At 64.1% G+C, this 23,143-nt stretch carries 24 protein-coding genes; 4 read left to right on the top strand and 20 right to left on the bottom strand.

The genetic code is table 11. The features are described 5' to 3' along the window. Positions 1 to 9 precede the first annotated feature (9 nt). The gene (locus G6R19_RS04040; RefSeq protein WP_205484219.1) at positions 10 to 1,716 is read right to left on the bottom strand and encodes a hypothetical protein; all 1,707 of its coding nucleotides are present in this window, start codon (positions 1,714 to 1,716) and stop codon (positions 10 to 12) included. A gap of 191 nt (positions 1,717 to 1,907) precedes the next feature. Between G6R19_RS04040 and G6R19_RS04035 the strand changes: the two genes are divergently transcribed. Further along, positions 1,908 to 3,218 carry an AI-2E family transporter gene (locus G6R19_RS04035; protein ID WP_163162514.1) on the top strand — a complete coding sequence of 437 codons (1,311 nt, stop codon included), beginning with the start codon at positions 1,908 to 1,910 and terminating at the stop codon, positions 3,216 to 3,218. A 37-nt stretch (positions 3,219 to 3,255) separates the two neighbouring features. Here G6R19_RS04035 and G6R19_RS04030 read toward each other — a convergent pair whose 3' ends face one another. Continuing rightward, entirely contained in the window at positions 3,256 to 4,056 is an 801-nt protein-coding gene (locus G6R19_RS04030) for an alpha/beta fold hydrolase (RefSeq protein WP_163162512.1), read from the bottom strand. A gap of 34 nt (positions 4,057 to 4,090) precedes the next feature. Then, on the bottom strand, positions 4,091 to 4,447 hold the full coding sequence (locus G6R19_RS04025; RefSeq protein ID WP_163162510.1) for an ATP/GTP-binding protein: 357 nt from the start codon (positions 4,445 to 4,447) through the stop codon (positions 4,091 to 4,093). A gap of 114 nt (positions 4,448 to 4,561) precedes the next feature. Here G6R19_RS04025 and nucS point away from each other — a divergent pair, with 114 nt between their 5' ends. Together nucS and G6R19_RS04015 are read left to right on the top strand one after the other, a co-directional pair. Next, positions 4,562 to 5,257 carry an endonuclease NucS gene (nucS, locus tag G6R19_RS04020; protein ID WP_163162508.1) on the top strand — a complete coding sequence of 232 codons (696 nt, stop codon included), beginning with the start codon at positions 4,562 to 4,564 and terminating at the stop codon, positions 5,255 to 5,257. 325 nt (positions 5,258 to 5,582) lie between these two features. Next, complete coding sequence (locus G6R19_RS04015) at positions 5,583 to 5,786, top strand: cold-shock protein (RefSeq protein ID WP_011692441.1); 204 nt, start codon at positions 5,583 to 5,585, stop codon at positions 5,784 to 5,786. A gap of 160 nt (positions 5,787 to 5,946) precedes the next feature. On the opposite strand, the gene G6R19_RS04010 is transcribed toward G6R19_RS04015, so the two are convergent. From G6R19_RS04010 to G6R19_RS03945, 14 genes are all read right to left on the bottom strand, one after another. Then, positions 5,947 to 8,490 carry a DUF2156 domain-containing protein gene (locus G6R19_RS04010; RefSeq protein WP_240341745.1) on the bottom strand — a complete coding sequence of 848 codons (2,544 nt, stop codon included), beginning with the start codon at positions 8,488 to 8,490 and terminating at the stop codon, positions 5,947 to 5,949. Further along, positions 8,487 to 9,797: an alpha/beta hydrolase-fold protein gene (locus G6R19_RS04005; RefSeq protein ID WP_163162504.1), complete on the bottom strand. Its 1,311-nt coding sequence runs from the start codon at positions 9,795 to 9,797 to the stop codon at positions 8,487 to 8,489. The genes G6R19_RS04010 and G6R19_RS04005 overlap by 4 nt, the downstream gene beginning before the upstream one ends. Positions 9,798 to 9,802: 5 nt before the next feature. After that, entirely contained in the window at positions 9,803 to 10,234 is a 432-nt protein-coding gene (locus tag G6R19_RS04000; RefSeq protein WP_163162502.1) for a DUF2550 domain-containing protein, read from the bottom strand. A 10-nt stretch (positions 10,235 to 10,244) separates the two neighbouring features. Beyond that, positions 10,245 to 10,529, bottom strand: coding sequence for a F0F1 ATP synthase subunit epsilon (locus tag G6R19_RS03995; protein ID WP_013601509.1), 285 nt, complete (start codon positions 10,527 to 10,529; stop codon positions 10,245 to 10,247). Between the two features lies 1 nt (position 10,530). Beyond that, positions 10,531 to 11,985, bottom strand: coding sequence for a F0F1 ATP synthase subunit beta (atpD, locus tag G6R19_RS03990; protein WP_163162500.1), 1,455 nt, complete (start codon positions 11,983 to 11,985; stop codon positions 10,531 to 10,533). 83 nt (positions 11,986 to 12,068) lie between these two features. Further along, entirely contained in the window at positions 12,069 to 12,959 is an 891-nt protein-coding gene (locus tag G6R19_RS03985) for a F0F1 ATP synthase subunit gamma (RefSeq protein WP_163162498.1), read from the bottom strand. 73 nt (positions 12,960 to 13,032) lie between these two features. After that, positions 13,033 to 14,670 carry a F0F1 ATP synthase subunit alpha gene (atpA, locus tag G6R19_RS03980; protein ID WP_163162911.1) on the bottom strand — a complete coding sequence of 546 codons (1,638 nt, stop codon included), beginning with the start codon at positions 14,668 to 14,670 and terminating at the stop codon, positions 13,033 to 13,035. A gap of 82 nt (positions 14,671 to 14,752) precedes the next feature. Next, positions 14,753 to 15,580: a F0F1 ATP synthase subunit delta gene (locus G6R19_RS03975; RefSeq protein WP_163162496.1), complete on the bottom strand. Its 828-nt coding sequence runs from the start codon at positions 15,578 to 15,580 to the stop codon at positions 14,753 to 14,755. Further along, positions 15,580 to 16,131 (bottom strand): F0F1 ATP synthase subunit B, encoded by a 552-nt coding sequence (locus G6R19_RS03970; protein ID WP_050054630.1) that lies wholly within the window; start codon positions 16,129 to 16,131, stop codon positions 15,580 to 15,582. Before G6R19_RS03970 ends, G6R19_RS03975 begins: the two co-directional genes overlap by 1 nt. Positions 16,132 to 16,184: 53 nt before the next feature. Beyond that, on the bottom strand, positions 16,185 to 16,403 hold the full coding sequence (gene atpE / locus G6R19_RS03965) for an ATP synthase F0 subunit C (RefSeq protein WP_011775261.1): 219 nt from the start codon (positions 16,401 to 16,403) through the stop codon (positions 16,185 to 16,187). An 80-nt stretch (positions 16,404 to 16,483) separates the two neighbouring features. Then, positions 16,484 to 17,284: a F0F1 ATP synthase subunit A gene (atpB, locus tag G6R19_RS03960; protein WP_163162494.1), complete on the bottom strand. Its 801-nt coding sequence runs from the start codon at positions 17,282 to 17,284 to the stop codon at positions 16,484 to 16,486. Between the two features lie 81 nt (positions 17,285 to 17,365). Continuing rightward, entirely contained in the window at positions 17,366 to 17,704 is a 339-nt protein-coding gene (locus G6R19_RS03955) for a hypothetical protein (protein WP_163162492.1), read from the bottom strand. Then, positions 17,697 to 18,179, bottom strand: a complete 483-nt coding sequence (locus G6R19_RS03950) for a hypothetical protein (RefSeq protein ID WP_163162491.1) — start codon at positions 18,177 to 18,179, stop codon at positions 17,697 to 17,699. The genes G6R19_RS03955 and G6R19_RS03950 overlap by 8 nt, the downstream gene beginning before the upstream one ends. A gap of 109 nt (positions 18,180 to 18,288) precedes the next feature. Beyond that, a complete protein-coding gene (locus tag G6R19_RS03945) occupies positions 18,289 to 19,401 on the bottom strand; it encodes an MraY family glycosyltransferase (protein ID WP_163162489.1) in 1,113 nt (370 codons plus the stop codon). A 287-nt stretch (positions 19,402 to 19,688) separates the two neighbouring features. On the opposite strand from G6R19_RS03945, the gene G6R19_RS03940 reads away from it, so the two are divergent. Continuing rightward, on the top strand, positions 19,689 to 20,585 hold the full coding sequence (locus tag G6R19_RS03940; RefSeq protein ID WP_163162487.1) for a glycosyltransferase: 897 nt from the start codon (positions 19,689 to 19,691) through the stop codon (positions 20,583 to 20,585). Between the two features lie 40 nt (positions 20,586 to 20,625). Here G6R19_RS03940 and G6R19_RS03935 read toward each other — a convergent pair whose 3' ends face one another. From G6R19_RS03935 to prmC, 3 genes are read right to left on the bottom strand one after another with little or no spacing between them, the layout of a single operon-like run. Then, complete coding sequence (locus tag G6R19_RS03935) at positions 20,626 to 21,399, bottom strand: WecB/TagA/CpsF family glycosyltransferase (protein WP_163162909.1); 774 nt, start codon at positions 21,397 to 21,399, stop codon at positions 20,626 to 20,628. Beyond that, the gene (locus tag G6R19_RS03930; RefSeq protein ID WP_163162485.1) at positions 21,399 to 22,259 is read right to left on the bottom strand and encodes an L-threonylcarbamoyladenylate synthase; all 861 of its coding nucleotides are present in this window, start codon (positions 22,257 to 22,259) and stop codon (positions 21,399 to 21,401) included. The genes G6R19_RS03935 and G6R19_RS03930 overlap by 1 nt, the downstream gene beginning before the upstream one ends. After that, entirely contained in the window at positions 22,256 to 23,143 is an 888-nt protein-coding gene (gene prmC, locus G6R19_RS03925) for a peptide chain release factor N(5)-glutamine methyltransferase (protein WP_163162483.1), read from the bottom strand. The genes G6R19_RS03930 and prmC overlap by 4 nt, the downstream gene beginning before the upstream one ends.

The raw sequence follows: 23,143 nt of genomic DNA, 5'->3' as shown, positions 1-23,143 counted from the left end.
GTATGGGGGCTACTTGAAGCTGGCGCCCACCAGGCCGCGGGTGGCAGCCACAAGCTTCATGGGGTCGGTGGAGCCTGCCGGCGGAACGTATACCGCGACGGACTCGGCGAAGTTCAGGACCATGCCGGTGGTGGTTTCCTTGCCGCCGGCCAGGGCCGCGGCATCGTCACCGATGGTGAGCTTGTCACCGGCAGCCTTCGGCGTTCCCTCGAAGCCGAAGTTGATCCGGCCCAGGACCAGCGCACCGCCGTCGGCAGTCCGGAACACCACAGTGCTTTCGGGAACCACCTTGTGGGTGAAGGAGAAGTTTCCGTTCTCGCCTGCCTTGACCACCTCGGCCTGGTAGGACAGGGTGTCCGCGATGTACGGCGAGGACTCACCCTCCACCAGTTTGTCCTTGAAAGCCGACTCGGCGGAGGTGAGGCGGTCGGCGAGGCCGGACATGGCCTCTTCGCCGCTGTACAGCAGCCCGGTCTTGTCAGCGGCAGCAAGCGTTTCCGTACCGTCACGGTTGATGGTGGGGAAGGTGGTGCCCGGCTGCAGCGGATTCGTTTCCACCAGCTTGTAATTCTCCCGCGGAGAAGCCTGGACGAGCGTCAGCAGCTGCGGCACAACGTTGCCCTCGCCCTGGGTCACGGCAAGGACGGACCGGGGCCACTCGCGGTTGCTTGTGACCACGGTGGTGAGGAGCTTGGTGGAACGCACGGGCATCCGTGCCTCGTAGGATCCAACCTGCGAGCGGATTTTGTAGTTCTGGGTCCGGACTTCAAGTTCCGTCCCGCCCACGCGGTCGGCCAGCTTTGCCCCATCCTTTGCTGCGTCGCCGGCGTCCGCGGCGCTGGAGACCTGCTCCAGGATGCGGCGGAACTGGGCGTCCAGCAACACCGGCGCACCGGACGGCTCCTGCGCTGCAGGCGAGGCCGTCGATGACGAACCCGGGGAAGGCGCCGGCGAAGTGGCGTTTGCGGCGGCGCCGGTTCCGGCCACTACGGCTGCAGCCACCACGCCCGCGGCAACCATGGTTACCCGCGAGGATGAGCGTGCCTCAGTCCTGGCGCGGGCGCGCTGGGCAAAGCCGCTGCCCTGGCCGTCGCCGTCACCGTTGCGCTTGCGGACGGAAAGCAGGGCCAGGACGATCCCGCCGAGGATCAGGAGCGAGCCCAGCACCATCAGCGGGATGGCCCACGGGGTGGAAGTATCGTTCGGGAACGTCATGGAGATGGAGGCCGGAGCGGGCTTGGTCCCGTCTGAGGCCAGCAGGAGCGTCCAGTCGCCATCGGCGGGCGGCGTCCAGGAGTACTCCAGCTGGCCGCTGGCGTTCTCGGTGGAAACCCAAAGATCGGAGCCGGCGGGGCTGGGTGTGGTGGCTTCGCCGTCGGCGTGTTCCACCTGAAGCGCCTTACCGTCCTCCGATACCCCCGTGACGGTGTTGTGGGCCGTCTGGCCTACCCAGGCGTCCACATCGTCGGGACGCCCCGCCGCGAGCAGGAAGTTGCCGTCGCCCTCAATGTTGATCTTGACGGTTCCGCCGTGCAGGGTGCGCAGGTTTCCGTCTATGACGGTCAGCGGCGCCGCCTCGGAATCGGCGGGCGCAGAGGCCGTGAAAGTCTCGGACGGGGCCCAGATGGTTTTCTGGCCGATGCCGGCCAGCAGTGTCAGGAGGCCGAGCAGCACGAGTGCGACTGCAGTCTTTAAACGCAAGGGAACACCTATCATCAGCGGGGGTTTACCTTCAATAGTAACGGTTTGGTTACCGGAGCCCTGGTTCCGGAGCCGGATACACTCCTTCCGCCGCCTCCGTGAGCGTCCCCTCCGCGGGTGTTGACAAGGCTGCTGATAGTGTTTGCGATGATCATCACACCGGCGCGCACCAGCGGCGCCACGCACCGAACAGGCCCTAAATTCCAGTGACTGACAAGACCGACGAGTCCTCCGCGGCACACGAGAATCCGGCGGGTGCTGAGCCTTCGGCAAACGCTCCGCAGGACCCTGTACCGGTGCGCCGAAAGGGGGCGGCGGCGGCAGCCCTCGGTCTGGTGGTCCGCCGCCTCCGCCAGCCGCTGCCGGGGGCCCAGCCGAGGCTGCGCTTTGAAATGCCGCCGGAGTACTCGCACCAGGACAACCAGGTTGACCGCCAGCCCGGTGAGGTAGAGCCCCAGTTCGGTGATCCGGGGCCCAGGATGTCACCGCAGCATCCCCTCTATATGGGTTTTATGGGCACCGTCGGCGTGGGGCTGGCCCTGCTCGTCTATTGGATCGGATCCAACACCACGCAACTGCTGTTGTGGATTGTTGCGGCATTGTTCATTGCCCTTGGGCTCGAGCCCGTTGTTGGCTGGCTGGAGAGCCGGAAGATCCCCCGCCCCGCAGGAATCCTGGTGTCCGTTACCGTGCTGGTGAGTGCCGTCGTCGGATTTTTCGCCACCCTGATCCCCACGATCGTTGAGCAGGTAACCGAGATTGTCCAGCAGGCGCCCATCTGGGTGCGGGACTTCATTGATTCCGAGTTCTTCCGCAGCCTTGATGACCAGTTCGGCGTCCGTGACCGGCTGACGGAGGAGCTGGACAAGTTCGTTAATGATCCCGCTGCTGTGGGCGGAATCTTCGGCGGCGTGGTGAGCTTCGGGTCAACCGTGGCCAATGGCCTGTTCGGCACCCTGATTGTCCTGGTGCTGAGCCTGTATTTCCTGGCCGCCCTGCCGGCAATGAAAAAGTGGGGCTACCGGCTGGCGCCGCGTTCCCGCCGGGCTCGGGTGGAGGCTTTGTCCGACGAGATCACCCGTTCCGTGGGCAATTATGTGATTGGGCAGGCCTGCGTGGCCCTGCTTAATGCCACCTTTGCCTTTATCGTGATGTCCATCGTGGGGATCCCCTTCGCCCTTTTGCTGGCGTTTGTGGTGGCGCTGCTCGCCTTTATCCCCCTGGTCGGCGGGCTGATCGCCGGAGTGCTGGTAGTCCTCATCGCGCTGACCGAAGGCTGGCAGACCGCCGCTGTTTACGCCGTATGCTACTTCGCCTACCTGCAGTTCGAGGCCTACTTCATCTCCCCGCGCATCATGCAGAAGGCCGTGGCGGTGCCGGGGGCGGTGGCAGTCATTTCCGTCATCGCCGGCGGCAGCCTGCTGGGTGTCCTCGGCGCACTGATCGCCATTCCCACGGCGGCCGCTGTCCTGCTGCTGATCCGGGAAATCTACATCGTGCGGCAGGACAAGCACTGAGCCGCAGGCCTGTCGTTCGGCACTTGGTCATTCCCGCCTAAGCCGGCGCCGTGGCCACCGGGCCGTCCCATTCCTGCGGCAGGCCGGTACCCCCGGTGCCTGCTTCGGTGACTTCTTCCACAATCTCGTTCAGCACGCGCCCCGCGTACTTCTCCCCCACCCACAGGTGCTTCGCGCCCTTGACGCCCACCACGCGTGCCTGGGGCACCAGGCTGAAGCGCCCTGCAGCGGCCTCCGGCTGCAGATAGTCATCGTGCTCAGGCACCAGCACCTTGAGCGGTTTTCCGGATTGCGCCCACTGCAGCAGGTGCGCATCCTTGGCCCGGTGCAGTGGAGGGGACAGCAGCACGGCGCCTTCGATCTGCGAGGCGACAGGCTCCGTTGCCCCGTACATCAGGGCAAGTTCGGTGCCGAAGGACCAGCCCACCAGCCAACGGTTGGGCAGGCCGCGTTCGACGGTGAAGCGGACCGCAGCCTCCACGTCGTGCCGCTCACCAACACCCTCCTCGAACGCCCCCGTACTGGTACCCCTCGGGGATTCAGTGCCGCGGGTGTTGAACCGCAGCACCGCGATGCCGGCGAGCGCGGGCAGCCGGTAGGAGGCCTTGCGGTAGACGTGGGAATCCATAAAGCCGCCGTGGGTCGGCAGCGGGTGAAGGGTAATCAGCGTGGCCTTCACGTGCCCGGACTCCGGCAGTGCCAGTTCGCCCACCAGGGTGTGGCCGTCCTCCGTCTGCAGCTCCACGTTTTCGCGTCGGGCCGGCAGGACAGTGGCGGCACGGATGGGAGCGGGACCGGTGGACTGGCTGAATTCGTACGACGCCGGATCAAAAGTCATGCCTGCCAGCTTAGCGACAGCTGCGGCGGGCCCCCTACCGGTAGCGGTAACTGCGGGTCATCCAGCAATTGGTGTGCCAGTGCCGCCGTTCCGCCAGCCCCGCGGCAGCGCCGAAGAGGTGGTCGTCCTTCCAGACCACAAGGTGCGCAACCCCTGGCAGCACCGCAGTGGAACACTCCGGGCAGATGTACGTCTTTTCGGCGTTCCTGGCCGTCATGGTGCGGACCATCCACTCGCCGTCGGGAGCGCTTTCCCGTCGGGCGATGCCTGCCCGCGCACGTTCCAGGTCAAGCTCGGGGACCTCGCCGGTTCCCTTCTTTCCGGCCGCCCTGCCCGAACCGGCCCCGGCTTTTCCGGACACGGGACGGCGGGGACGGTTGGAACGCGGCATGCATCCATTCTGCCCCAGCACCAGCCTCGGCCGGTGCTGCCGGGCGGGAACCACTCCGCCTGCCGGCCCTGCCCGGGGCAAAGGCGAGCGGCACCAGGCGGTAGTCTGTACGGCGTGCGACTTGTCATAGCCCGATGCTCTGTTGATTACGTTGGCCGGCTCAAAGCCCATCTTCCCCTTGCCACCAGGCTCCTGCTGGTCAAGGCGGACGGCTCCGTCCTGGTCCACTCCGACGGCGGCTCCTACAAGCCGCTCAACTGGATGAGTCCGCCGGCAACGTTGCGGGTCTCTTCCCCGGAGGACGTGGACCTGGAACTCGGCGTCATCGAGCAGTGGACAGTGCAATCGGCCAAGACGGACGACCGGCTCATCATCAACATCCACGAGAAACTCAGTGACTCCTCCCATGACCTCGGCGTGGATCCCGGCCTGATCAAGGACGGTGTGGAGGCGGACCTGCAGCGGCTCCTCGCGGAGCAGATTGAAACGCTCGGTGAAGGCTACTCCCTCATCCGCCGCGAGTACTTCACCGCCATCGGACCGGTGGACATCCTGGCCCGCGACGCGGGCGGCGCCACCGTAGCCATCGAGCTCAAGCGCCGTGGCGACATCGACGGCGTGGAGCAGCTCACCCGGTACCTTGAATTGCTGAACCGCGATCCACTGCTGGCCCCCGTCCGGGGCATCTTCGCCGCGCAGCAGATCAAGCCGCAGGCCAAGGTCCTGGCGAACGACCGCGGGATCGATTGCGTCACCCTTGACTACGACGCGATGCGGGGCGTGGACGACAGCGAGTCCCGGCTCTTCTGACGGAGGCTGTCCCGGCCGCTCCCGAACCGTGCCGCTGAGCCTTGAATCTTCCCCAATTCGGCTCTGACAAGGCATTTAACCGTCTTTTTACCCAAAATTTAGCCGTTTCTCCACACAAACCGTTGACCTCCGCGGGGCAGCGTGAAATTCTTATCTCAGTCTTTGTGTAGGTGTTTTTCATGCTCGCAAGACATGTTGCGAGCGCGAAGCTCCTGCAGCGCCGGTCCCTTTCCGGGACGGGCAATCCAGGATTCTTCTCGCGGAGTGACCAAGGCCGGCACGAGGTGTGCCGATCTTAAACAAGTTCCACAATGAGGAGAAATAAATGGCACAGGGAACCGTCAAGTGGTTCAACGCTGAAAAGGGCTTCGGCTTCATTACCCCGGATGACTCCGATGGTGATGTCTTCGTGCACTACTCGGAGATCCAGACCGGTGGCTTCAAGACCCTCGACGAGAACCAGCGTGTTCAGTTCGAAATCGGTCAGGGCGCCAAGGGCCCGCAGGCCACCGGTGTGACGCTGGTCTAGTCCCCGCTGCCCGGCCGCTTTAATGCGGCCGGCAGCGAAAAAATGGTCCCCGGCAATTATGCCGGGGACCATTTTTGTTGAATTCCAGCTTCCGTCCTCGGGCATCACCACGCCGCCTTGTTCGGCCGGCCCGCGCATTGTTGGTGCTAATTGGAAGAGTTCACTTCACCAATTTGCGCACAAGGCGTGCGCCTTGCGGAAGGGAAAGCCCGGGCAGGTAGGCACGTGTTAATGCGCGGCCAATAGCGGGCAAGTGCAGCGGGTCCTGGTAATACAGGTAAAGGGCGCGATACTCCGGCTTGAAGCGCGACTTGAATGCCGCCAGGGACCGGAATCCGTACACCGGTTCCAGGGCATGCCCCACGAGGTCGAGGATGCGGACCAGGTTATCCGCCCGGTCCTCCCCGCTGGAACCACCGCCGGTTCCGGGCACGCTCGCCAGTGGAGAGCCGGAGAGGGAGATAACCTCCACGGAAGTACGCAGCTCGAGTACCGCTGAGGCGATGAGGAACTCCATCACCCCCGGGAATCCCTCGGCACCCCGGCGCATGACGTCAAGGGTCCGGCTGACCAGGGTCCCGCCGTCGTACACGGGCAGCCAGCTGGTCACTCCGTGGACGGTGCCGTGCTCGTCAACGGCGAGGCAGCACAGGACCTCCGGGTCATCGAGCTCATCGATGCCGCCGAGGGTGAAGCCCATTTCGGGGACCGTTTTTCCTGCCGCCCATTCCTCGGAGACTTCACTCAGCCGGGAGCGCAGCGCCGCGGGCAGCGTCTCGTAAGATCCCCAGACGGCCCTGACGCCAAGCTTTGCAGCACGGTTCAAAGCCGTGCGGACGTTCTGCCATTCCTTGCCCTTGAATTCGAGTTCGCGAATTGCCAGCCGTGTCTCCTGCGCCACCGCCACGCGGGAAAATCCGCGCTCCTCGAGCATGGGCCAGAGCGTGTCGTCGCAGGAGTAGAGTGCCGGAATCAGCGCGTGGCGGCTACAGTGGGCCAAAAACCCGGCGGTAACGTCCTTCTGGCACTGTGCTGGACCGAAGGCTCCGCCCAGTGTCAGCGCCACGCTGCCGTGCCGCTGGAAAGCCACCGCACCCTTGCCGTCCGGACTGAACCAGTAGCTGTTGGGTTCCCAGAGCGCCATCCAGGACAGGGGTCCGCCGCCCTGGTGAAGCAGCTTGCGTGCCTGGATCCTGTCCTGCCGTCCGGAATCGTTGCCATGGTGTCCGCCCAGCAGCGCCCACCATACGGCCGCCAGCGCAACCACCCAGAACACCGGTCCTGAGTAGGCAAAAAGGACAGCCTCCACACTGTTTCTGTCGGCGAAGACGCGGTGGTAGTGCTGCGGGATGGGAACCGGCACGTACTGCCGGGCCAGCTCCGCGAACAGGCCCAGCAGGCCGCCGTCGCGCCTCAATCCGCCGGACCAGAACCAGGCGGCCGCGTAAGTTCCGGCAAGGACAAGCCATGTTCCTCCCACCAGCAGAGCCAGCGTCCGCCGTGCGGAAGGAAGCGTCTGCACGCGGAACTGCCGCCGGTTGAACCACAGGAGCGCCCCCAGCAGCAGGGGTACGCCAACCAGCGGAAGCACGTGGGCAAAGGCGGTTCCCATCGGCGGGGCGGACGGGCCCTGCAGCCGGGACGGCACCAGGGCGAACAGTGCCAGGTAGACGGCGGCCAGCGCCGTGACGGCGAGCTGGATGGCGAGCGCGATGTTCAACGCAAGCCGCCGGCCGCGGCGCATTCCGTCCGCACAGATCAGCAGCAGGACTACTGGAACCACAGCAAGCGCAAGTCCGAATGGCCCCGCAAACCCTGCCCTGCCGGCTTCGAGGCAGGACGCTTCCACCGTGGCACCGCAGTTGAAAGCCAGTTGGCTGAGCGTGGGCATGGGGTTCAGGACAACGTCGCGCAAAAGAGCCAGCGGGCCGGTGGGCGCCCGCGCTATTCCCGTGAGGATCGGACCCACGGCGAAGACGGCGACGGTGAGTGCAAGGAGGTTCCGGGTCTCCCGGCCGGTGGACCGGTGCCGGTGCAGGTGGCCGTGGTCGCCCTGGATCCACCACCCCGCCAGGAGTCCCAGGACGGCACCGAGCAGTCCGATCACCGTCTCCGCATGCCCAATGTAGAGAACCAGCAGGAGCGAGATGGACAGCACGCCTGTCCGCAACCGTCGCTGCCACAGGACCGGCAACCTGCCGCTGGCCCCGAGGGCCGCCGTCAGGATTGCCGGGTAGGGGCCGATCAGGATGTCGTCGGCCATGCGGTCCAGCCACCCGTCACCCGCGTAGTCTGCGAGCTGGGTCAGCAGCAGGAAAAGCGTGACGGCAGCAAACTGGCCGCCAAAGAAGAACCCCACCGCTGCTGGTGTTCCCATCCTGCGCTCGGCAAGGCCCAGCAGCAGGAGGATCATCAGGGAGGCGGCAAGATAGGCCAACGGGTTGGTGGCGAAGAAAAGGCTGGTGAACAGGGACCACCAGTTGCCGGCACGCAGGCCCGGTCCGCTCACTCCTGCCACGTGCAGCAACTGCTCTGGCGGCCCTGCCAGGTAGCTGCCGCTGATTGCCCCGATTGTAAGAAACACCGCAAGCACAGCGACGGAGAACGGCATCGATTTCAGGGCGGCGATGACCCGGTCCCGTGCCGGTCGTCCCACTGTTGTCCAGGCCAGGGACGTTGTGCGGACCTGCTTCACGGAGGTCACTGTTGAAGTCCCCACCTGTCGGCAAGGAACTGCAGCGCATCGGCGATCCGCTTCGAGGACGTGTCCCATGAGTGTCCGGTGTGTTCCACCTCGTGCGCCCGCACGGTGAAGCCGGCCTCCCGTGCGGCTGCGGCCAGGGTGTGCAGGTACGCCACGAATTCCGGGTCGTCCTGTCCTGCCGTCAGGTACACCGCGCTGGACTCGAAGCGGCGCTCTTTCATGATGGCAAGGGGCGTTTGCCGCTCAAACGCGTCCGGGTCCCCGGGGAAGGCGGCGTCGATGGTCTTCTGCCGCTCCTTGGCGATGGCCGGCTCGGCTTCCCCGGAAAAGGAGAGGACGGAGGGAAACAGGCCGGGGTGCCGCGTTCCCATTTGCAGGGCGCAGGTGCCGCCGAAGGAAAATCCGCCGATGGCCCATTGCTTGTGGTTCGTGTCAACGGCAAGGGTGGAGGTGATCCACTGGGGCACATCGCGCGACAGGTAAGTATCGGCCTTGGCTATCCGGCTGTCCATGCACATCGTGTTCGCGGACTGCGAGCCGTTCGGGTCCGGCACCACCACCACCGGGGCAATGCCGCCATGGGAAGCGGCGAAGGAGTCCATGTGGGCTTGCAGGGTGCCCCCGGTGAGCCAGTCGGCAGGCCCGCCCGGCTGGCCGGCCACCAGGACCAGCACGGGAAGGGCGGGGCGGTTTTCCGCGAAGTAGGCCGGCGGAAGATAGATATATGCTTCGCGGGCGTCCATTCCGGACAGGACGGCGGGGATGGCAGCCTTCCGGAGCACTCCCCCATCCGGCATGTCACCTTGCGGCGCCCACCCTGGGAGGGGAACGCCGTCGGCCTCCCCCGGCTGCCGCGTGAGGTCCGCCTCGAGGGCCGGGATCCGGGCCAGCGCCGTGCCCAAGAGGTCGCTTACCGTGCGGTTGAGCCCGAAGTACGCATTGATCTGGACGGATGAAAGGGCTGCCACCAGAAGCACGGCCACCAGGCCGGCTGCACGGCGGTTCCAACTGCTCCGGGGCAGCCGGAGCAAGAACAGGATCAGGGCTGCGACGCCGGGCACCACCCACAGCAGGACCGGATCCGGAATGTTCTCCGGGAATACGGAAAAAACGTTGATAAGTGCCCAGTGGACGGTGGCCACCAGCGCGTAGGCCATGGCGGCAGCGGCGAGGGCGCGGACCAACCAGCGGCGGGCGCGGATATGAGGGGGCGGGGCCAGGAGATACACGGCACCGGCAACACCCAGGGCAAAGGAAAGCCAGAACACCGGGCCGTCGGTGATCCGGAGGTCGTAGAGCCAGTCCACGCGGGCTAGCGCCAGGTACCCACGCCGATGACCGGCCCGGCTTCAAGCCAGGACGAGAGGCCGGCATAGGCGTCAAACTTCATGGCAAGGCGAAGGTCCTGCCCCTCGTACCGCAATTCGACAATCACGACGTCGGGCTGGACCTTGACTGCCTCGGCTTCGGTGGGCTTGCGGCGGCCCAGCAGTTCCAGCGAGTGCCGCTTGAACTTGTGTTTGGGCCTGACGCTCAACGAGAGCAGCCGGAACCACTCAAGGTCGTTGTCCTGATAACGACAAACCCCCATCTGCCAGCTGTTTCCAGCCATGCAAATGGAGGCGTCCACCGTGCCGAGGGCACGCCGCAGATTGAAGCGGCGCACCCCCGAAAGGCACAGTGCAAAGATCAGCAATCCAAAAGCGATTGCCATGGCGATGAACGGAAGACTCGGTGCGTCCATCAAATTGGTGCTAGCGGATCCCAGCGGTAGCCGAGCCGCCCAGGTGGGCGTTGTCAGCAACAATAACCACGCGGTTGTTGTCCACGGAGAAGAATCCGCCGTCAACATCTACGGCAATACGGTCACCGGACACCGGCTGGATGGCCAGTTCACCCTCGGCCAGGATCGCCAGCAGGGGCGAGTGGCCGGGCAGGATTCCGATTTCACCATCGCTGGTGCGGGCCTTGACCATCTTGGCCGCTCCGGACCACACGAAGTGGTCCGCTGCGACAATCTCAACCTCAAGCTCAGCCATATTACTTGGTCTGTTCCTGGATCTTGGCCCACTGGCGCTCAACGTCATCGAGGCCGCCGACGTTGAAGAACGCCTGCTCCGCGATGTGGTCAAGGTCGCCGTCGCAGATGGCGGTGAAGCCCTCGACGGTGTCCTTGATGGAAACCGTGGAGCCCTCGACGCCCGTGAACTGCTTGGCGGTGTAGGTGTTCTGCGAGAGGAACTGCTGGATGCGGCGCGCACGCGACACAACAATCTTGTCCTCTTCAGACAGTTCGTCAACACCAAGGATGGCGATGATGTCCTGGAGTTCCTTGTTCTTCTGCAGGATCTGCTTCACACGGACAGCCGTGTTGTAGTGGTCCTTGCCGATGTACTGGGGATCCAGGATGCGCGAGGTCGACGTCAGCGGGTCAACAGCCGGGTACAGACCACGGGAGGCGATTTCACGGGACAGTTCCGTGGTCGCGTCGAGGTGTGCGAAGGTGGTTGCCGGTGCCGGGTCGGTGTAGTCATCTGCGGGAACGTAGATGGCCTGCATCGAGGTGATGGAGTGGCCCTTGGTGGAGGTAATGCGCTCCTGCAGGAGACCCATCTCATCTGCCAGGTTGGGCTGGTAGCCCACGGCCGAAGGCATGCGGCCGAGGAGGGTGGAAACCTCGGAACCTGCCTGCGTGAAGCGGAAGATGTTGTCGATGAAGAGCAGCACGTCCTGGTTCTGCACATCGCGGAAGTACTCCGCCATGGTCAGTGCGGACAGCGCCACGCGCAGGCGCGTTCCCGGCGGCTCGTCCATCTGGCCGAATACAAGGGCGGTGTCCTTGAGGACGCCTGCCTCTTCCATTTCAACCCAGAGGTCGTTACCTTCACGGGTACGCTCGCCCACACCGGCGAACACGGAAGTACCACCGAAGTTGCGGGCAACACGGGTGATCATTTCCTGGATCAGAACGGTCTTGCCCACGCCGGCGCCGCCGAACAGGCCGATCTTTCCACCCTTGATGTACGGGGTGAGGAGGTCGATGACCTTGATGCCGGTTTCCAGCATCTCGGTGGAGCCTTCAAGGGACGCGAAGCTCGGGGCCTTGCGGTGGATAGGCCAGCGTTCGCTGATCTGCAGTTCCGCCTCGGTAACGTCCAGGGGCTGGCCCAGGACGTTGAAGATGTGGCCCTTGACGCCGTCGCCAACGGGTACGGAAATGGGGGCACCGCTGTCCACCACGGACGTTCCGCGGACAAGTCCGTCGGTGGCCTGGAGGGAGATGGCGCGCACGAGGTTGTCGCCCAGGTGCTGGGAGGTCTCGAACGTGATGGTCTTGGTGACTCCGTTGAGGGTGATCTCGGTAGTCAGGGCGTTGTAGATGGACGGGATTGCGTCAGCCGGGAATTCGACGTCGACAACCGGGCCGATTACGCGCGCAATGCGGCCGGTAGCACCGGACGTTGCGGCTACGTGTTCGGTAGCAGTGGCAGTCATCTCTCTCACTTCACTCAGTAGATGGCGTGGGTTTAAGTTTATCTGTGGTGGTGCAGGTCCAGCGGAAACCGGGGTGGTGCAGGCTAGGACGCAAGGGCGTCGGCGCCGGCAACAATCTCGGAAAGCTCCTGCGTAATTTCAGCCTGGCGGGCCGTGTTGCGCAGACGCGTGTACTTCTTGATGAGGTCCGTGGCATTGTCGCCTGCGGACTTCATGGCCCGCTGGCGCGCAGCAAGCTCGGAAGCCGCTGCCTGCAGCATGGCCGCGAAGATGCGTGACTCGATGTAGCGCGGCAGCAGAGCGTCAAGAACGCGCTCGGTTTCCGGCTCGAACTCGTACAGCGGCAACAGTTCCGACTCAGAAGCAGCCTGCTCCTCCACTACTTCCAGCGGAAGCAGGCGGATGACCGTGGGCTCCTGGGTGACCATGGACTTGAAGCGGGTGTACACCACGTGGATTTCGTCCACGCCGCCCTCTTCAAAGTCGGTTGCGAAATCGGCCAGCAGTGCTTCGCCGATCTCGCGCGCGGTTGTGAACTCGGGTGCGTCGGTCCCACCGGTCCAGACCCGTGAGTACTCACGGTTCCGGAACTCGAAGTAGGCCTGCGCCTTGCGTCCGACGAGGTACGTCTTGACTTCCTTGCCTTCAGCGTGGAGCAGCTCGTTGAGACCCTCCACCTGCTTGAGCACGCTTGCCGAGTAGGATCCGGCCAGGCCACGGTCCGAGGTGATTACCAGGACGGCGGCGCGGCGGATCTGCTCCGGCTCAGTGGTCAGCGGGTGATCGATTTCGCTTTGGCTGGCGACAGCAGAAACGGCGCGCGTGATCGCGTTCGCGTAAGGCAGTGAAGCTGCTACGCGCGCACGGGCCTTGCCAATGCGCGAGGTAGCGATCAGTTCCATCGCCTTGAAGATCTTGCGCATCGACGTGGTCGAGCTGATCTTCTGGCGGTAGACCCGAATCTGGGCTCCCATACTTATCCTTTCCTAACATTCCGTAGACCGGGTGTGCCGGACCCTGTGGGCCCGGCACACCCGGTCGGTGGAATTAGCGCTTCTGCTTGACGATTTTTTCCTGGTCGACGTCGCCCTCGGAGATAGCGCTGTGCTCCTCGTGGCCGGCGCCTACCAAGTGGTTGTCACCCTCACCGAAGAAGCCCTTTTTGAAGTCCACGATGGCGGACTTCAGCGCTGCTGCGGTGTCATCGTCCAGCACGTTGGTCTGGGCCAGCGTGGTGAGGATCGAGGACTTGTGCGTGAGGTGCTCCAGGAACTCCGACTCGAAGCGGCTGATGTCCTCAACCGGCACGTCGTCGAGGTAGCCGTTGGTGCCTGCCCAGATGGACACGACCTGGTTCTCCACCGGGAACGGGGAGTACTGGCCCTGCTTGAGCAGTTCCATCAGGCGTGCGCCGCGGGTCAGCTGCTGGCGGGAAGCGGCGTCCAGGTCCGAGGCGAACATGGCGAATGCCTGCATGTCGCGGTACTGGGCGAGGTCCAGCTTCAACGTACCGGAGACCTTCTTCATGGACTTCACCTGCGCGGCGCCGCCTACGCGGGACACCGACACACCAACGTCAACAGCAGGACGCTGGTTGGCGTTGAAGAGGTCCGACTGGAGGAAGATCTGGCCATCGGTGATGGAGATCACGTTGGTCGGGATGTAGGCCGAAACGTCATTGGCCTTGGTCTCGATCAGCGGCAGGCCCGTCATGGAACCGGCACCCAGTTCGTCGGACAGCTTTGCACAACGCTCCAGAAGGCGGGAGTGCAAGTAGAAGACGTCGCCCGGGTAGGCCTCGCGGCCCGGCGGACGGCGGAGCAGCAGCGACACTGCACGGTAGGCCTCAGCCTGCTTGGACAGGTCATCAAACACGATGAGGACGTGCTTGCCGCCGTACATCCAGTGCTGGCCAATGGCGGAACCGGCGTACGGTGCCAGGTACTTGAAGCCGGCGGGGTCGGAAGCCGGAGACGCCACGATGGTGGTGTACTCCAGTGCGCCGTTGTCCTCAAGGGTCTGGCGGATGGCGGCAATGGTTGACGCCTTCTGGCCGATCGCCACGTAGATGCAGCGGACCTGCTTGGTCACATCGCCCGAAGCCCAGTTGGCCTTCTGGTTGATGATGGTGTCGATCGCGATAGCGGACTTGCCGGTCTGGCGGTCACCAATGATGAGCTGGCGCTGGCCGCGGCCGATCGGGATCATGGCGTCGATGGCCTTGAGACCGGTCTGCATCGGCTCGTGCACCGACTTGCGCTGGGTCACGCCGGGAGCCTGGAGCTCCAGTGCGCGGGTGGTCTCGGCCTTGATTTCGCCGAGGTCATCGATGGGCACGCCCAGCGGGTCAACAACGCGGCCGAGGAAGGCGTCGCCCACGGGTACGGACAGAACCTGTCCGGTGCGGTGTACTTCCTGGCCTTCTTCGATGCCGGTGAAGTCGCCGAGGATGATGACGCCGATTTCGCGGACGTCGAGGTTCTGGGCCAGGCCCAGGGTGCCGTCCTCGAAACGCAGCAGCTCGTTCGCCATGACCGAGGGAAGGCCCTCAACACGGGCGATGCCGTCACTAGCGGTGGTTACGCGGCCGACCTCTACGCGTTCTGCGTTTCCGGGTTCGTAGGACGCCGCGAACTCGTTCAGCGCATTACGGACGTCGTCGGCGTTGATGGTCAATTCGGCCATCTGCAGTCCCTGCTCTCCTGTTTTGTGATCACCGTTGTTCACGATGACCGGGGTTTCTATCAGTTTTGTTGTGCTTGTCCGGCTAGCCGGCCAGCTGGCGCTGAAGCTCGCCCAGGCGGGTGATGACCGAAGCGTCGAGCACTTCGTCACCGACCTGGACGCGGATGCCGCCAATGAGTGCCGGGTCAACATTGACGTTGACCTTCAGTTCCCGCCCGTACATTGCATTCAGGCCCGCCTGGAGGCGTGCAAGCTGCGTCGGTGTCAGGGGACGGGTCACGCTGACCGTCGCAATCCAACGCTGCTGCCGCTTGGCCGCCAGTTCGGCGAACCGTTCCACCAGCCGGGTGGGCTTGATGCCGCGGGGCTGGGTGACCGCCTGCGTGATGAGGACCTTTGCTTCCTCGCTCACGCCGGGCACCAGCTTCTCGGCCAGGGTTGCCTTGGCTGCAGCGCTGGCCTGCGGTTCGGACAGAGCACGTTGTACCTCGTGGTTGGAGGCAACGGCCTGGTTGAAGGAGAACAGATCGTTCTCCAGCTCCTCCAGGCCAGAGATTCCGGAGGCAGAAACGGCCGACTTGTTTTCAGCAACGGAAATGACCACCGTTGCGGCAAGAGTCTCGAGTGCATCGCCGATATCCCGTGCGGTTGCCCAGCGTGAGCTGGCCAGTCCGCCCGCGATCTCTGCAGCATCAGCGGAGACTTTTCCGCCAACCAGCTGCCTGACCAGCGCCGACTTTTCGTCACCATTGCGGGACGGGTCAGTCAGGGCGCGGCGCAAGCCAGCCGAGCTGTCCACCATTCCCAGAATTCCGAAGAGTTCCTTTGCCAGCTGCAGTGACGCCGTCGGAAGCTTGGCTTCCAACTCGGCCAGCCCTGTTGCCAGCGATTCGCTCGATACGCCTGCCATTACTTAGCTGCACCTGCGTTCTGGGTCTCCAGATCTGCCAGGAAGCGGTCCACTACCCGTGCTGCACGCTCGTCATCGTTCAGTGATTCCCCAACGATGCGGCCGGCAAGGGTGGTGGCCAGGGTGCCGACCTCCGAACGCAGGGACACAACGGCCGCCTGACGCTCGGATTCGATCTGGGCATGGGCCTGGGCCGTGATGCGGGCAGACTCTGCAGCTGCCTTTTCCTTGAGATCCGCGAGGATCTGGGCACCTTCGGCGCGGGCTTCCTCACGGATGCGGTTGGCTTCGGCGCGGGCGTCGGTCAGCTGCTGCTTGTACTCTTCGAGTGCAGCAGACGCCTCAGCCTGGGCCTTTTCAGCCTTTGCAATGCCGCCTTCGATTGCCTCGGCACGCTCGGCGAAGGTTTTTTCGAACATCGGGACAACGAACTTGACCACGATGAACATGAGGATGGCAAAGCCCACGAGGACAACGCCCATTTCCCAGACATTGGGAACCAGGGGGTTGACTTCGCCCTCAGTGGCGGCTGAGATGATCAGCTGATTCATATTTCACCCGTCCTTATCTACTCGGTTCTGAATGTTCGCTAAGTTCCGAAGGACTAGCTAAGAACGAAGGCGAAGACGAGACCCAGGATGGCGAGGGCTTCGGTCAGCGCAAGGCCGAGGAATGCGATCGGCTGCAGCACGCGCTGTGCTTCCGGCTGGCGGGCAACGCCGTTGATGTAAGCGGCGAACACGAGACCCACACCGATACCACCGCCGATGGCCGAGAGGCCATAGCCGATGAGGTTGAGGGAGCCGTTAATGGTGCCTTCCATTTTTCTTCCTTTCAAGATGCCACCCATGTGGCAGGTTGTTTGGGTTGCTATCATCCCCGCGAGGGGAAGCTTAGGGGTGCCTAGTGGCTGTCGGCGTGAAGTGCGCCTTCGATGTAGATCGCTGTCAGCAGGGTAAAGACGTAGGCCTGCAGGACCATGATCAGGGCTTCAAGCATGTACATGGCGATGGCGCCTGCCAGGACCAGGAGCGAGGTTCCCTTGAGCAGGATGTTCTCCTGCATGATAAGGAACTCGATGCCATAGCCGGCGATCATCACGATGAGGTGTCCTGCGAGCATGGTTGCGAACAGACGGAGGCTGTGCGTAACCGGACGGACGATGAAGTTGGAAATGATCTCGATCGGGATAACGATCGGGAGGATGTACCAGGGGACACCGGAGGGCACGGTGGCCAGCTTGAAGTAACGGAGTCCGTTCTTCTTGACGCCGATGGCGATCCAGGTGAAGTAGACGATGCCCGCCAGCACATACGCGCCGCCGACGTGTGAGAACGTGGGGAGCTGGAAGAACGGGATGGCGCCGTAGATGTTGTTCACCAGGATGAAGAAGAAGAGGCTGAACAACAGCGGGACGTACTTGATGAAGTCCCTGCCGCCGATGATGTCCTTGGCGATTCCGTTGCGGACGAAGCCGTAGGCGGCTTCGCCGGCGAACTGGAGCTTGCCGGGTACCAGCTGCTGCTTGCGTGCGGCGAGCACGAAGAAGACGGCGATAAAGACAACAGAGAGGAGGACCAGCAGCATCTGCTTGGAGAATCCTTCTGCGGCACCCCACGGCAGGATTGCCGGCAAATGCATTTCGTTAATACCAGGAGGAGTAAACTCTCCTGAATCTTGGGCCGGGAGCGCAAGCGCGATCAACGCGTTTCCTCTCTGCAGTGTCCATCATTGGGCGTTGGGCGGGGACCGGCAGCCTGACGGCCTGCTGTTCCCCCTGTGAAATTATTTGGCATTAGTGTCGCCGTCCTGGGACGGCCCGCTGGCAGCATGGCGCTCCCCAGCATTTTTGCGAGAACTGGTAAGGCCATGCATGTGGGAAAGGTAGAAACCTCCGACGGCTCCAAGCAGAGCGCCTGCGAGCACAATCCAGCGCGTTCCCCACACGTAATCCAGTCCCCACCCTATCAAACTCCAGACGATGATTCCGCCAATGATGTAGCTGAACACGGCCATGCCGGCGTTGTATCCGCCGCTGGTTCCGTCGCGTGATACACCGGGGGCAGAGCCGGATGACCGGCCCGTGCCGTTGGTGCCTTCGCTTGGCTTGCCTGGATCACGCATCGCGGTTTTCCTTGGTTTCTGGATCGTTGTAGATCTGGAGGCGGGCTTTGCTGAAACCGCAAATTTCGGCAGCCTGCCACAGGACAACAGCGCTGACGGCGCCGATCAGGAACCAGCGTTCGTGCAGCCACTCCGGGGTGCCCATGACAAACAGGACCGCCGCGAAACCCACGACCTTAATGAAATAGGTGGCGACGAACACGCCGATAGCACCGGACGGATTGTTCCGGCCGACGTAGTGGCCTACCAGGAGGCTGATGCCAAAGAACAGCATCACCAGCACTCCCCCGAAGGCGCTGGACAGAGCCCCTTTAGCGCCGTTAAGCGGAAGGGCGATCACGGAACAGACAACTAACGCTGCCGCGCCGGCGAGGGCACTGACCCGCAAGAGATGCAGCCAGAGCGATTTGGTGGGTCCGGAAGCACCAACGGGTGAGTTGCCGGACGCAGGTCCGGACTCGGCGTTGGAGGTCATTCGATCCCAATCGTCGGCACCAAGAGGCGGTTAGCCAGAAGGCAGGTTGGAGGGGCAGCTTTGGCTGCCCCTAAATTCTACATGAGATAGAAATATTTCTGCACAGGGGTTACGCCCGGGTTTCCTCGCCCCGCCGGGAAAGATACGGCCAGGCGGTGATGAGGCCCATCACCAGCGTGGCGAAGATGTCGACGGACAGCACGATCTGCCAGGGGAAGATCGCGAAGGCCAGTCCCCCGAAGGACAGGATGCCGGTCCAGAGGTACATCAGGATGACGGCGGTGCGGTGCGAGTAGCCGATGTCCAGCAGCTTGTGGTGCAGGTGGCCCCGGTCTGCGGACCAGGGCGAACGGCCCCGGGCAGTGCGCCGGACCACCGCTAAGCCAAGGTCCAGCAGCGGCAGGAAGAGCACTGCGAACGGAAGCAGGATGGGTATCACCGTGGAGATACCGTTGGCCCGGTCGTAAAGGCCCGAGGTGATCTGGCCTGTGGACACCACGCCGGCCGAGGCCATCAGCAAACCGATCAGCATTGCCCCGGAGTCACCCATAAAGATCTTGGACGGAAACCAGTTGTGGGGCAGGAAGCCCAGGCAGCTGCCCACCAGGACAGCGGTAATCAAGGTGGCGAGATCCGAGTAGTCCAGCAGCACGGCGTTGCGGTGGACCCAATACGCCGTGAAGAAGAAGGCCGTACCACCGATGACCGCCACTCCGGCCGCCAGCCCGTCCAGGCCATCAATGAAGTTAAAGGCGTTCATGGTGGTGACGATGAGGCCGGCGGTCAGCACTACCCGGAGGGTCTCGTTTTCCAGGTAGATGGGCTCAGGAACCCACGGGACAATGGTCATCTGGACTCCCCAGATGGCCACTGTGAGGCCCGCGGCGCTTTGGCCAATCAGCTTCACCCACCAGCGGATGTCCAGCAGGTCATCCGCAACGCCCACCAGGACGATGACGGCCGCACCGGCGAGCACGCCCCAGGGCGAGAAGTTGTTCCGGTAGATGTCCTTAACAAAGAAGGACTGGCTGGCCACGATGAGCGCCACCAGGATTCCAAGGAAGATGGCCACGCCCCCCAGCCGCGACACGGGAATGGAATGCATGTCCCGGCTGCGGATGGGCAGGTGCAGCTCGAGCCGGTGGCCGACGATCCGGGCACCCCAGGTGGCAAAATAGGACACCACCGCAGCGGTGAGCCCCATCAACAGGTACATGATCATGGGGCGATGGCCGTTTCAAAGGTGTTGCTGAAGCCGGACAACCGTGTGTGTGGATGGTCCGTGGTCGATGGGCTCACTGGCCGGGAATCTGTTCTTCGATAAATGAAACTTCTCCGTCGCCGAGCGCGCAGCAGGCAGTGCGTTTTTTCTTGTACGCGGTGCCTTACAGGGCTGTATTACAGTGGACTCTAGTCAAAGATACTAGCGCCAACAGCATCATGGCTTCGCGCCACACTGGCGCATCGCGAGCGGGGAAATCCCTGTCAGCCATGCTGAAAGGACCCCCCATGACCCCCCGCATAGCAGTTGCCGCCGTGACGTTTGACCGGCCGAAAGAACTTGCTGTCCTGCTGGATTCGATCAACAACCAGACGGCAGCGGTGGACACGATCTGCCTGGTGGACAGCGGCAAAACCCCGGCACTGGACGTGGCCGCGAAGCATCCGAACGTTGACTACGTCCGTTCCGAAGCAAACCTCGGCGGCGCGGGCGGCTTCTCCCTGGCTGCGCTCAAGGCGGTTGCCAGCGGCGCCAAATGGATCTGGATGATGGACGACGACGCCGAGCCGGCCGATCCTGAATGCCTCGCGACGCTGCTCCTGGAGGCTGAGGCGCGCGACCTGGAGGCGGTAGTCCCCTTGGTGACAGCGCCCGGCCAGCCGGACCGGCTTTCCTTTTTCTTCCGCCTGGACGGCAAGGTCACGCACAGCCGTGCCGAGGTGGAGAAGATCGGCTTCCTTCCGAACGACGGACACTTCTTTAACGGCGCCCTGATCCGTTCTGACGTCTTCTTCAAGGTGGGCCTGCCGGACATGCGCCTGTTCATCCGGGGCGACGAGGTGGATTTCACCATCCGACTCCGCAAGGCGGGCGTCCGCTTCGGCACGGTGACCACAACCGCAATCACGCATCCGCACGCTTTTTCCGAGACACAGCACGTATTCGGGGCCCGCTGGCACGTCATTGTTCCGGAGTCCGCCTTCAAGCGGTATTACTACTACCGGAACCGCGGCTACCTGATCCGCCGCTATTTCCGCGTCCGGTCCTTTGTGGCCGACGTCGGCGGCTACCTGGGCTATTTTGCCCAGCGTCGGGACCTTCCCGGGTTCCTGGGCTGGGCCAGGTCCTTTACCACCGGCCTCCGCGGCAAAGGCTTCGCGCCACTGGAGGATCAGAGGTTCTAGGCTGCAGCCCGCTGTTCCGGCACCGCCAGTTTCGGCGCTTCTACTTCCGGCGCTTGAGCATCTGCCGCTTCAACCGGCGGCTGGCCAGGAGCCACAGCAGGACCCAGGGCTCGCCGAGCACCCGGTAGGCAACGCGGCGTGGATGAAGCAGCAGTCGCCAGGCCCACTCAAGTCCCATTCGGCCCAGCCAACGCGGTGCGAGCTTCTGGAATCCGGCCAACTGTTCGATGGCTCCGCCCACCGCGCAGTAGATGGCCGGCGGCATGTCGCCAAGGCGCCGCTCCAGGACCTTTTCCTGCAGCGGCATGCCCAGCCCAAGGAGAACCAGCTGCGGCTGCTGCAGGTGAAGCCATGCCACTGCCTTGTCTTCGAGCTCCCCATTCCAGCCCTCGCCGGGGAAGCCCGAGACACGGGCACCAGGAACGATGGATTGGAGTTTCCGGACGGCTCCGGCGTTCGCCTCGGCCCCGGCACCCAGCACGGCGATCCGTTCGAGCCCCTGCACCTGGTCCAGGGCGGGCAGCCAGTCAGTGGAGCCCAGCCGGTAGTCCATCACCGGGCCTTCGGCCTTGCCGGTTCTCCCCCACAACCAGAGCACGGGGGCACCGTCCAGCAGGACCACGTCGCTCCGCTGGTATAACTTGCTGAAGCCGTCATCCGAGAGGGTCAGCGTGACGCTGTGCAGGTTGTGGCCCAGGATCGTCCGCTTTGACCCCTCCTGAACGAATCGGTCGAGTTCCTCTACGAGTTCAGGAACCCGCAGCGGTGTGGCGTCAACCTCCAGGACGGGAATCCGCTGCCGGTCCAGCGTCATCAAGGGCGGGAGTCCCGGTCTGGTGCCGGGGCGGCGGTGGCGTCTGCTGTTCCCGGGGCTTCGGGCTCTACCACCGATGAACCCGAGGGTGTCTCTGCAACCGGCGCTGCTTCGACCGGTGTCTCTGCCACCGGCGCTGCTTCCACCGGTGTCTCCGCAACCGGTGTCTCCGCCACCGGTTCCTCTTCCGCCATGGGAATCTCGCCGAGTCCCAAGACACCCGGCACATGCTCGCGGAGCTGGTCGAGGCTCACTGCGCCGTTACGGACGACGCGCAAGCGTGGTCCGGTGGCGTCAACAATGGTGGAAGGTACTGCTGCCTCACCTTCGAGCGGCCGGAAGCCACCCTCCAGGTAGACCTCCACGGAGTCCGCCAGCTGCTCGCGGGCGGCGGCTGCTGTCTGTCCAGGAGCATGGCCCGTGCGATTGGCGGATGAAACAGCCAGCGGCCCGGTGAGTGTGAGCAGTTCCTGGGCGATTTCGTCGTCGGGCATCCGCAGCGCCACAGTGCCCTTGGTCTCGCCAAGATCCCAGTCCAGGGACGGCTGGGCGTGCAGGATGAGGGTCAGGCCGCCCGGCCAGAAAGTCTCGGCAAGCTTTCGTGCGTCTGCAGACACGTCGGTGGCCAGCCCGTCGAGGGCGTTCACGCGTGGAATCAGCACGGGGGGCGGCATGGTGCGGCTGCGTCCCTTTGACACCAGGAGCATAGTGACGGCCTGCGGCGAGAAGGCGTCTGCGGCAATGCCGTACACGGTATCCGTGGGAAAAACCACGCACTTCTTTTCGCTGATGGCCCGTTGCGCGTGTTCAAGCCCCTGGGCGCGCTCGTCGTCGCTGGTGCAGTTATAGGTTGTGGTCACTCGCTTATTCTTTCATTCCCTGGGTCAGGATCCGCGAGCAGGGCGCTGGTGGCGCGTTGCTTGCCGTTGAGGTCCAGATGCGTCCTGATAGTGGTCCAGTTTCCGGTCCTGGCCAGCATGGCCGAGATCCAGCCTGCCTGGACTTCTGCATGTTCCATCACGAAGTAGCCGCCGGGCCGCAGCAGGCGGGCAGCCGAGGCCGCTGCCGCCGCCGGAAGTTCCATGCCGTCCGCTCCCCCGCCGTACAGCGCTTCGGGGGGATCGTGCAGGGCCACTTCCGGCTCGTTGGGAACGGCCTCGGCCGGGATGTACGGCGGGTTGGAAACCACGACGTCGAAGGTTCCGTTGAGTTCCGGCAGCGCGTCGCGCAGGTCCCCGAGGACGAGATGGACGCCCAACGGGGCCAGGTTTTTTGCTGCCCAGGCGTGCGCGAACGGGCTGAACTCGACGGCGTGCACCTCGGCGCCCGGCACTTCGTGGGCGATGGAGCCCGCGATGGCGCCAGAACCGGTCCCGAGGTCGACGATCCGCGGGTGCGGCATGTCCTTGACGTGGTCGATCACCAGCTGCGCCACGGATTCGGTCTCGGGGCGGGGCACGAAAACGCCCGGGCCCACGGCCAGCTCCAGGTAACGGAAATGCGCCACTCCGGTGATGTGCTGCAGCGGAATCCGGCTGGCCCGCTCTGCGACCAGGGCCTCATAGCCCTCCGGCGCAGGAGTGTCCCCCAGCATCATTGCCCGCAGGCGGCCCAGCCCAACGTTCAGCAGATGGTCGGCGAGCATCTCGGCGTCCACCCGCGGACTGGGTACGCCGGCATCACGCAGGATGTCCGTTGCCGCGCTGACGGCATCCGCGAGCGACTGGCCTGGCCCGAGTGTCAT

The organism is Arthrobacter sp. Alg241-R88 (genome assembly GCF_900537115.1).
Classification (GTDB): Bacteria; Actinomycetota; Actinomycetes; order Actinomycetales; family Micrococcaceae; genus Arthrobacter.
This window is presented reverse-complemented; position numbering and strand designations above follow the sequence as displayed.

Bases quoted from the DNA above. Each gene is read 5' to 3' on its own strand.
- G6R19_RS04040 (WP_205484219.1), bottom strand. From the start codon at position 1,716: ATGATAGGTGTTCCCTTGCGTTTAAAGACTGCAGTCGCACTCGTGCTG.
- G6R19_RS04030 (WP_163162512.1), bottom strand. From the start codon at position 4,056: ATGACTTTTGATCCGGCGTCGTACGAATTCAGCCAGTCCACCGGTCCC.
- G6R19_RS04025 (WP_163162510.1), bottom strand. From the start codon at position 4,447: ATGCCGCGTTCCAACCGTCCCCGCCGTCCCGTGTCCGGAAAAGCCGGG.
- G6R19_RS04015 (WP_011692441.1), top strand. From the start codon at position 5,583: ATGGCACAGGGAACCGTCAAGTGGTTCAACGCTGAAAAGGGCTTCGGC.
- G6R19_RS04000 (WP_163162502.1), bottom strand. From the start codon at position 10,234: ATGGACGCACCGAGTCTTCCGTTCATCGCCATGGCAATCGCTTTTGGA.
- G6R19_RS03995 (WP_013601509.1), bottom strand. From the start codon at position 10,529: ATGGCTGAGCTTGAGGTTGAGATTGTCGCAGCGGACCACTTCGTGTGG.
- atpD (WP_163162500.1), bottom strand. From the start codon at position 11,985: ATGACTGCCACTGCTACCGAACACGTAGCCGCAACGTCCGGTGCTACC.
- G6R19_RS03985 (WP_163162498.1), bottom strand. From the start codon at position 12,959: ATGGGAGCCCAGATTCGGGTCTACCGCCAGAAGATCAGCTCGACCACG.
- atpA (WP_163162911.1), bottom strand. From the start codon at position 14,670: ATGGCCGAATTGACCATCAACGCCGACGACGTCCGTAATGCGCTGAAC.
- G6R19_RS03975 (WP_163162496.1), bottom strand. From the start codon at position 15,580: ATGGCAGGCGTATCGAGCGAATCGCTGGCAACAGGGCTGGCCGAGTTG.
- G6R19_RS03970 (WP_050054630.1), bottom strand. From the start codon at position 16,131: ATGAATCAGCTGATCATCTCAGCCGCCACTGAGGGCGAAGTCAACCCC.
- atpE (WP_011775261.1), bottom strand. From the start codon at position 16,403: ATGGAAGGCACCATTAACGGCTCCCTCAACCTCATCGGCTATGGCCTC.
- G6R19_RS03955 (WP_163162492.1), bottom strand. From the start codon at position 17,704: ATGCGTGATCCAGGCAAGCCAAGCGAAGGCACCAACGGCACGGGCCGG.
- G6R19_RS03950 (WP_163162491.1), bottom strand. From the start codon at position 18,179: ATGACCTCCAACGCCGAGTCCGGACCTGCGTCCGGCAACTCACCCGTT.
- G6R19_RS03945 (WP_163162489.1), bottom strand. From the start codon at position 19,401: ATGATCATGTACCTGTTGATGGGGCTCACCGCTGCGGTGGTGTCCTAT.
- G6R19_RS03940 (WP_163162487.1), top strand. From the start codon at position 19,689: ATGACCCCCCGCATAGCAGTTGCCGCCGTGACGTTTGACCGGCCGAAA.
- G6R19_RS03935 (WP_163162909.1), bottom strand. From the start codon at position 21,399: ATGACGCTGGACCGGCAGCGGATTCCCGTCCTGGAGGTTGACGCCACA.
- prmC (WP_163162483.1), bottom strand. From the start codon at position 23,143: ATGACACTCGGGCCAGGCCAGTCGCTCGCGGATGCCGTCAGCGCGGCA.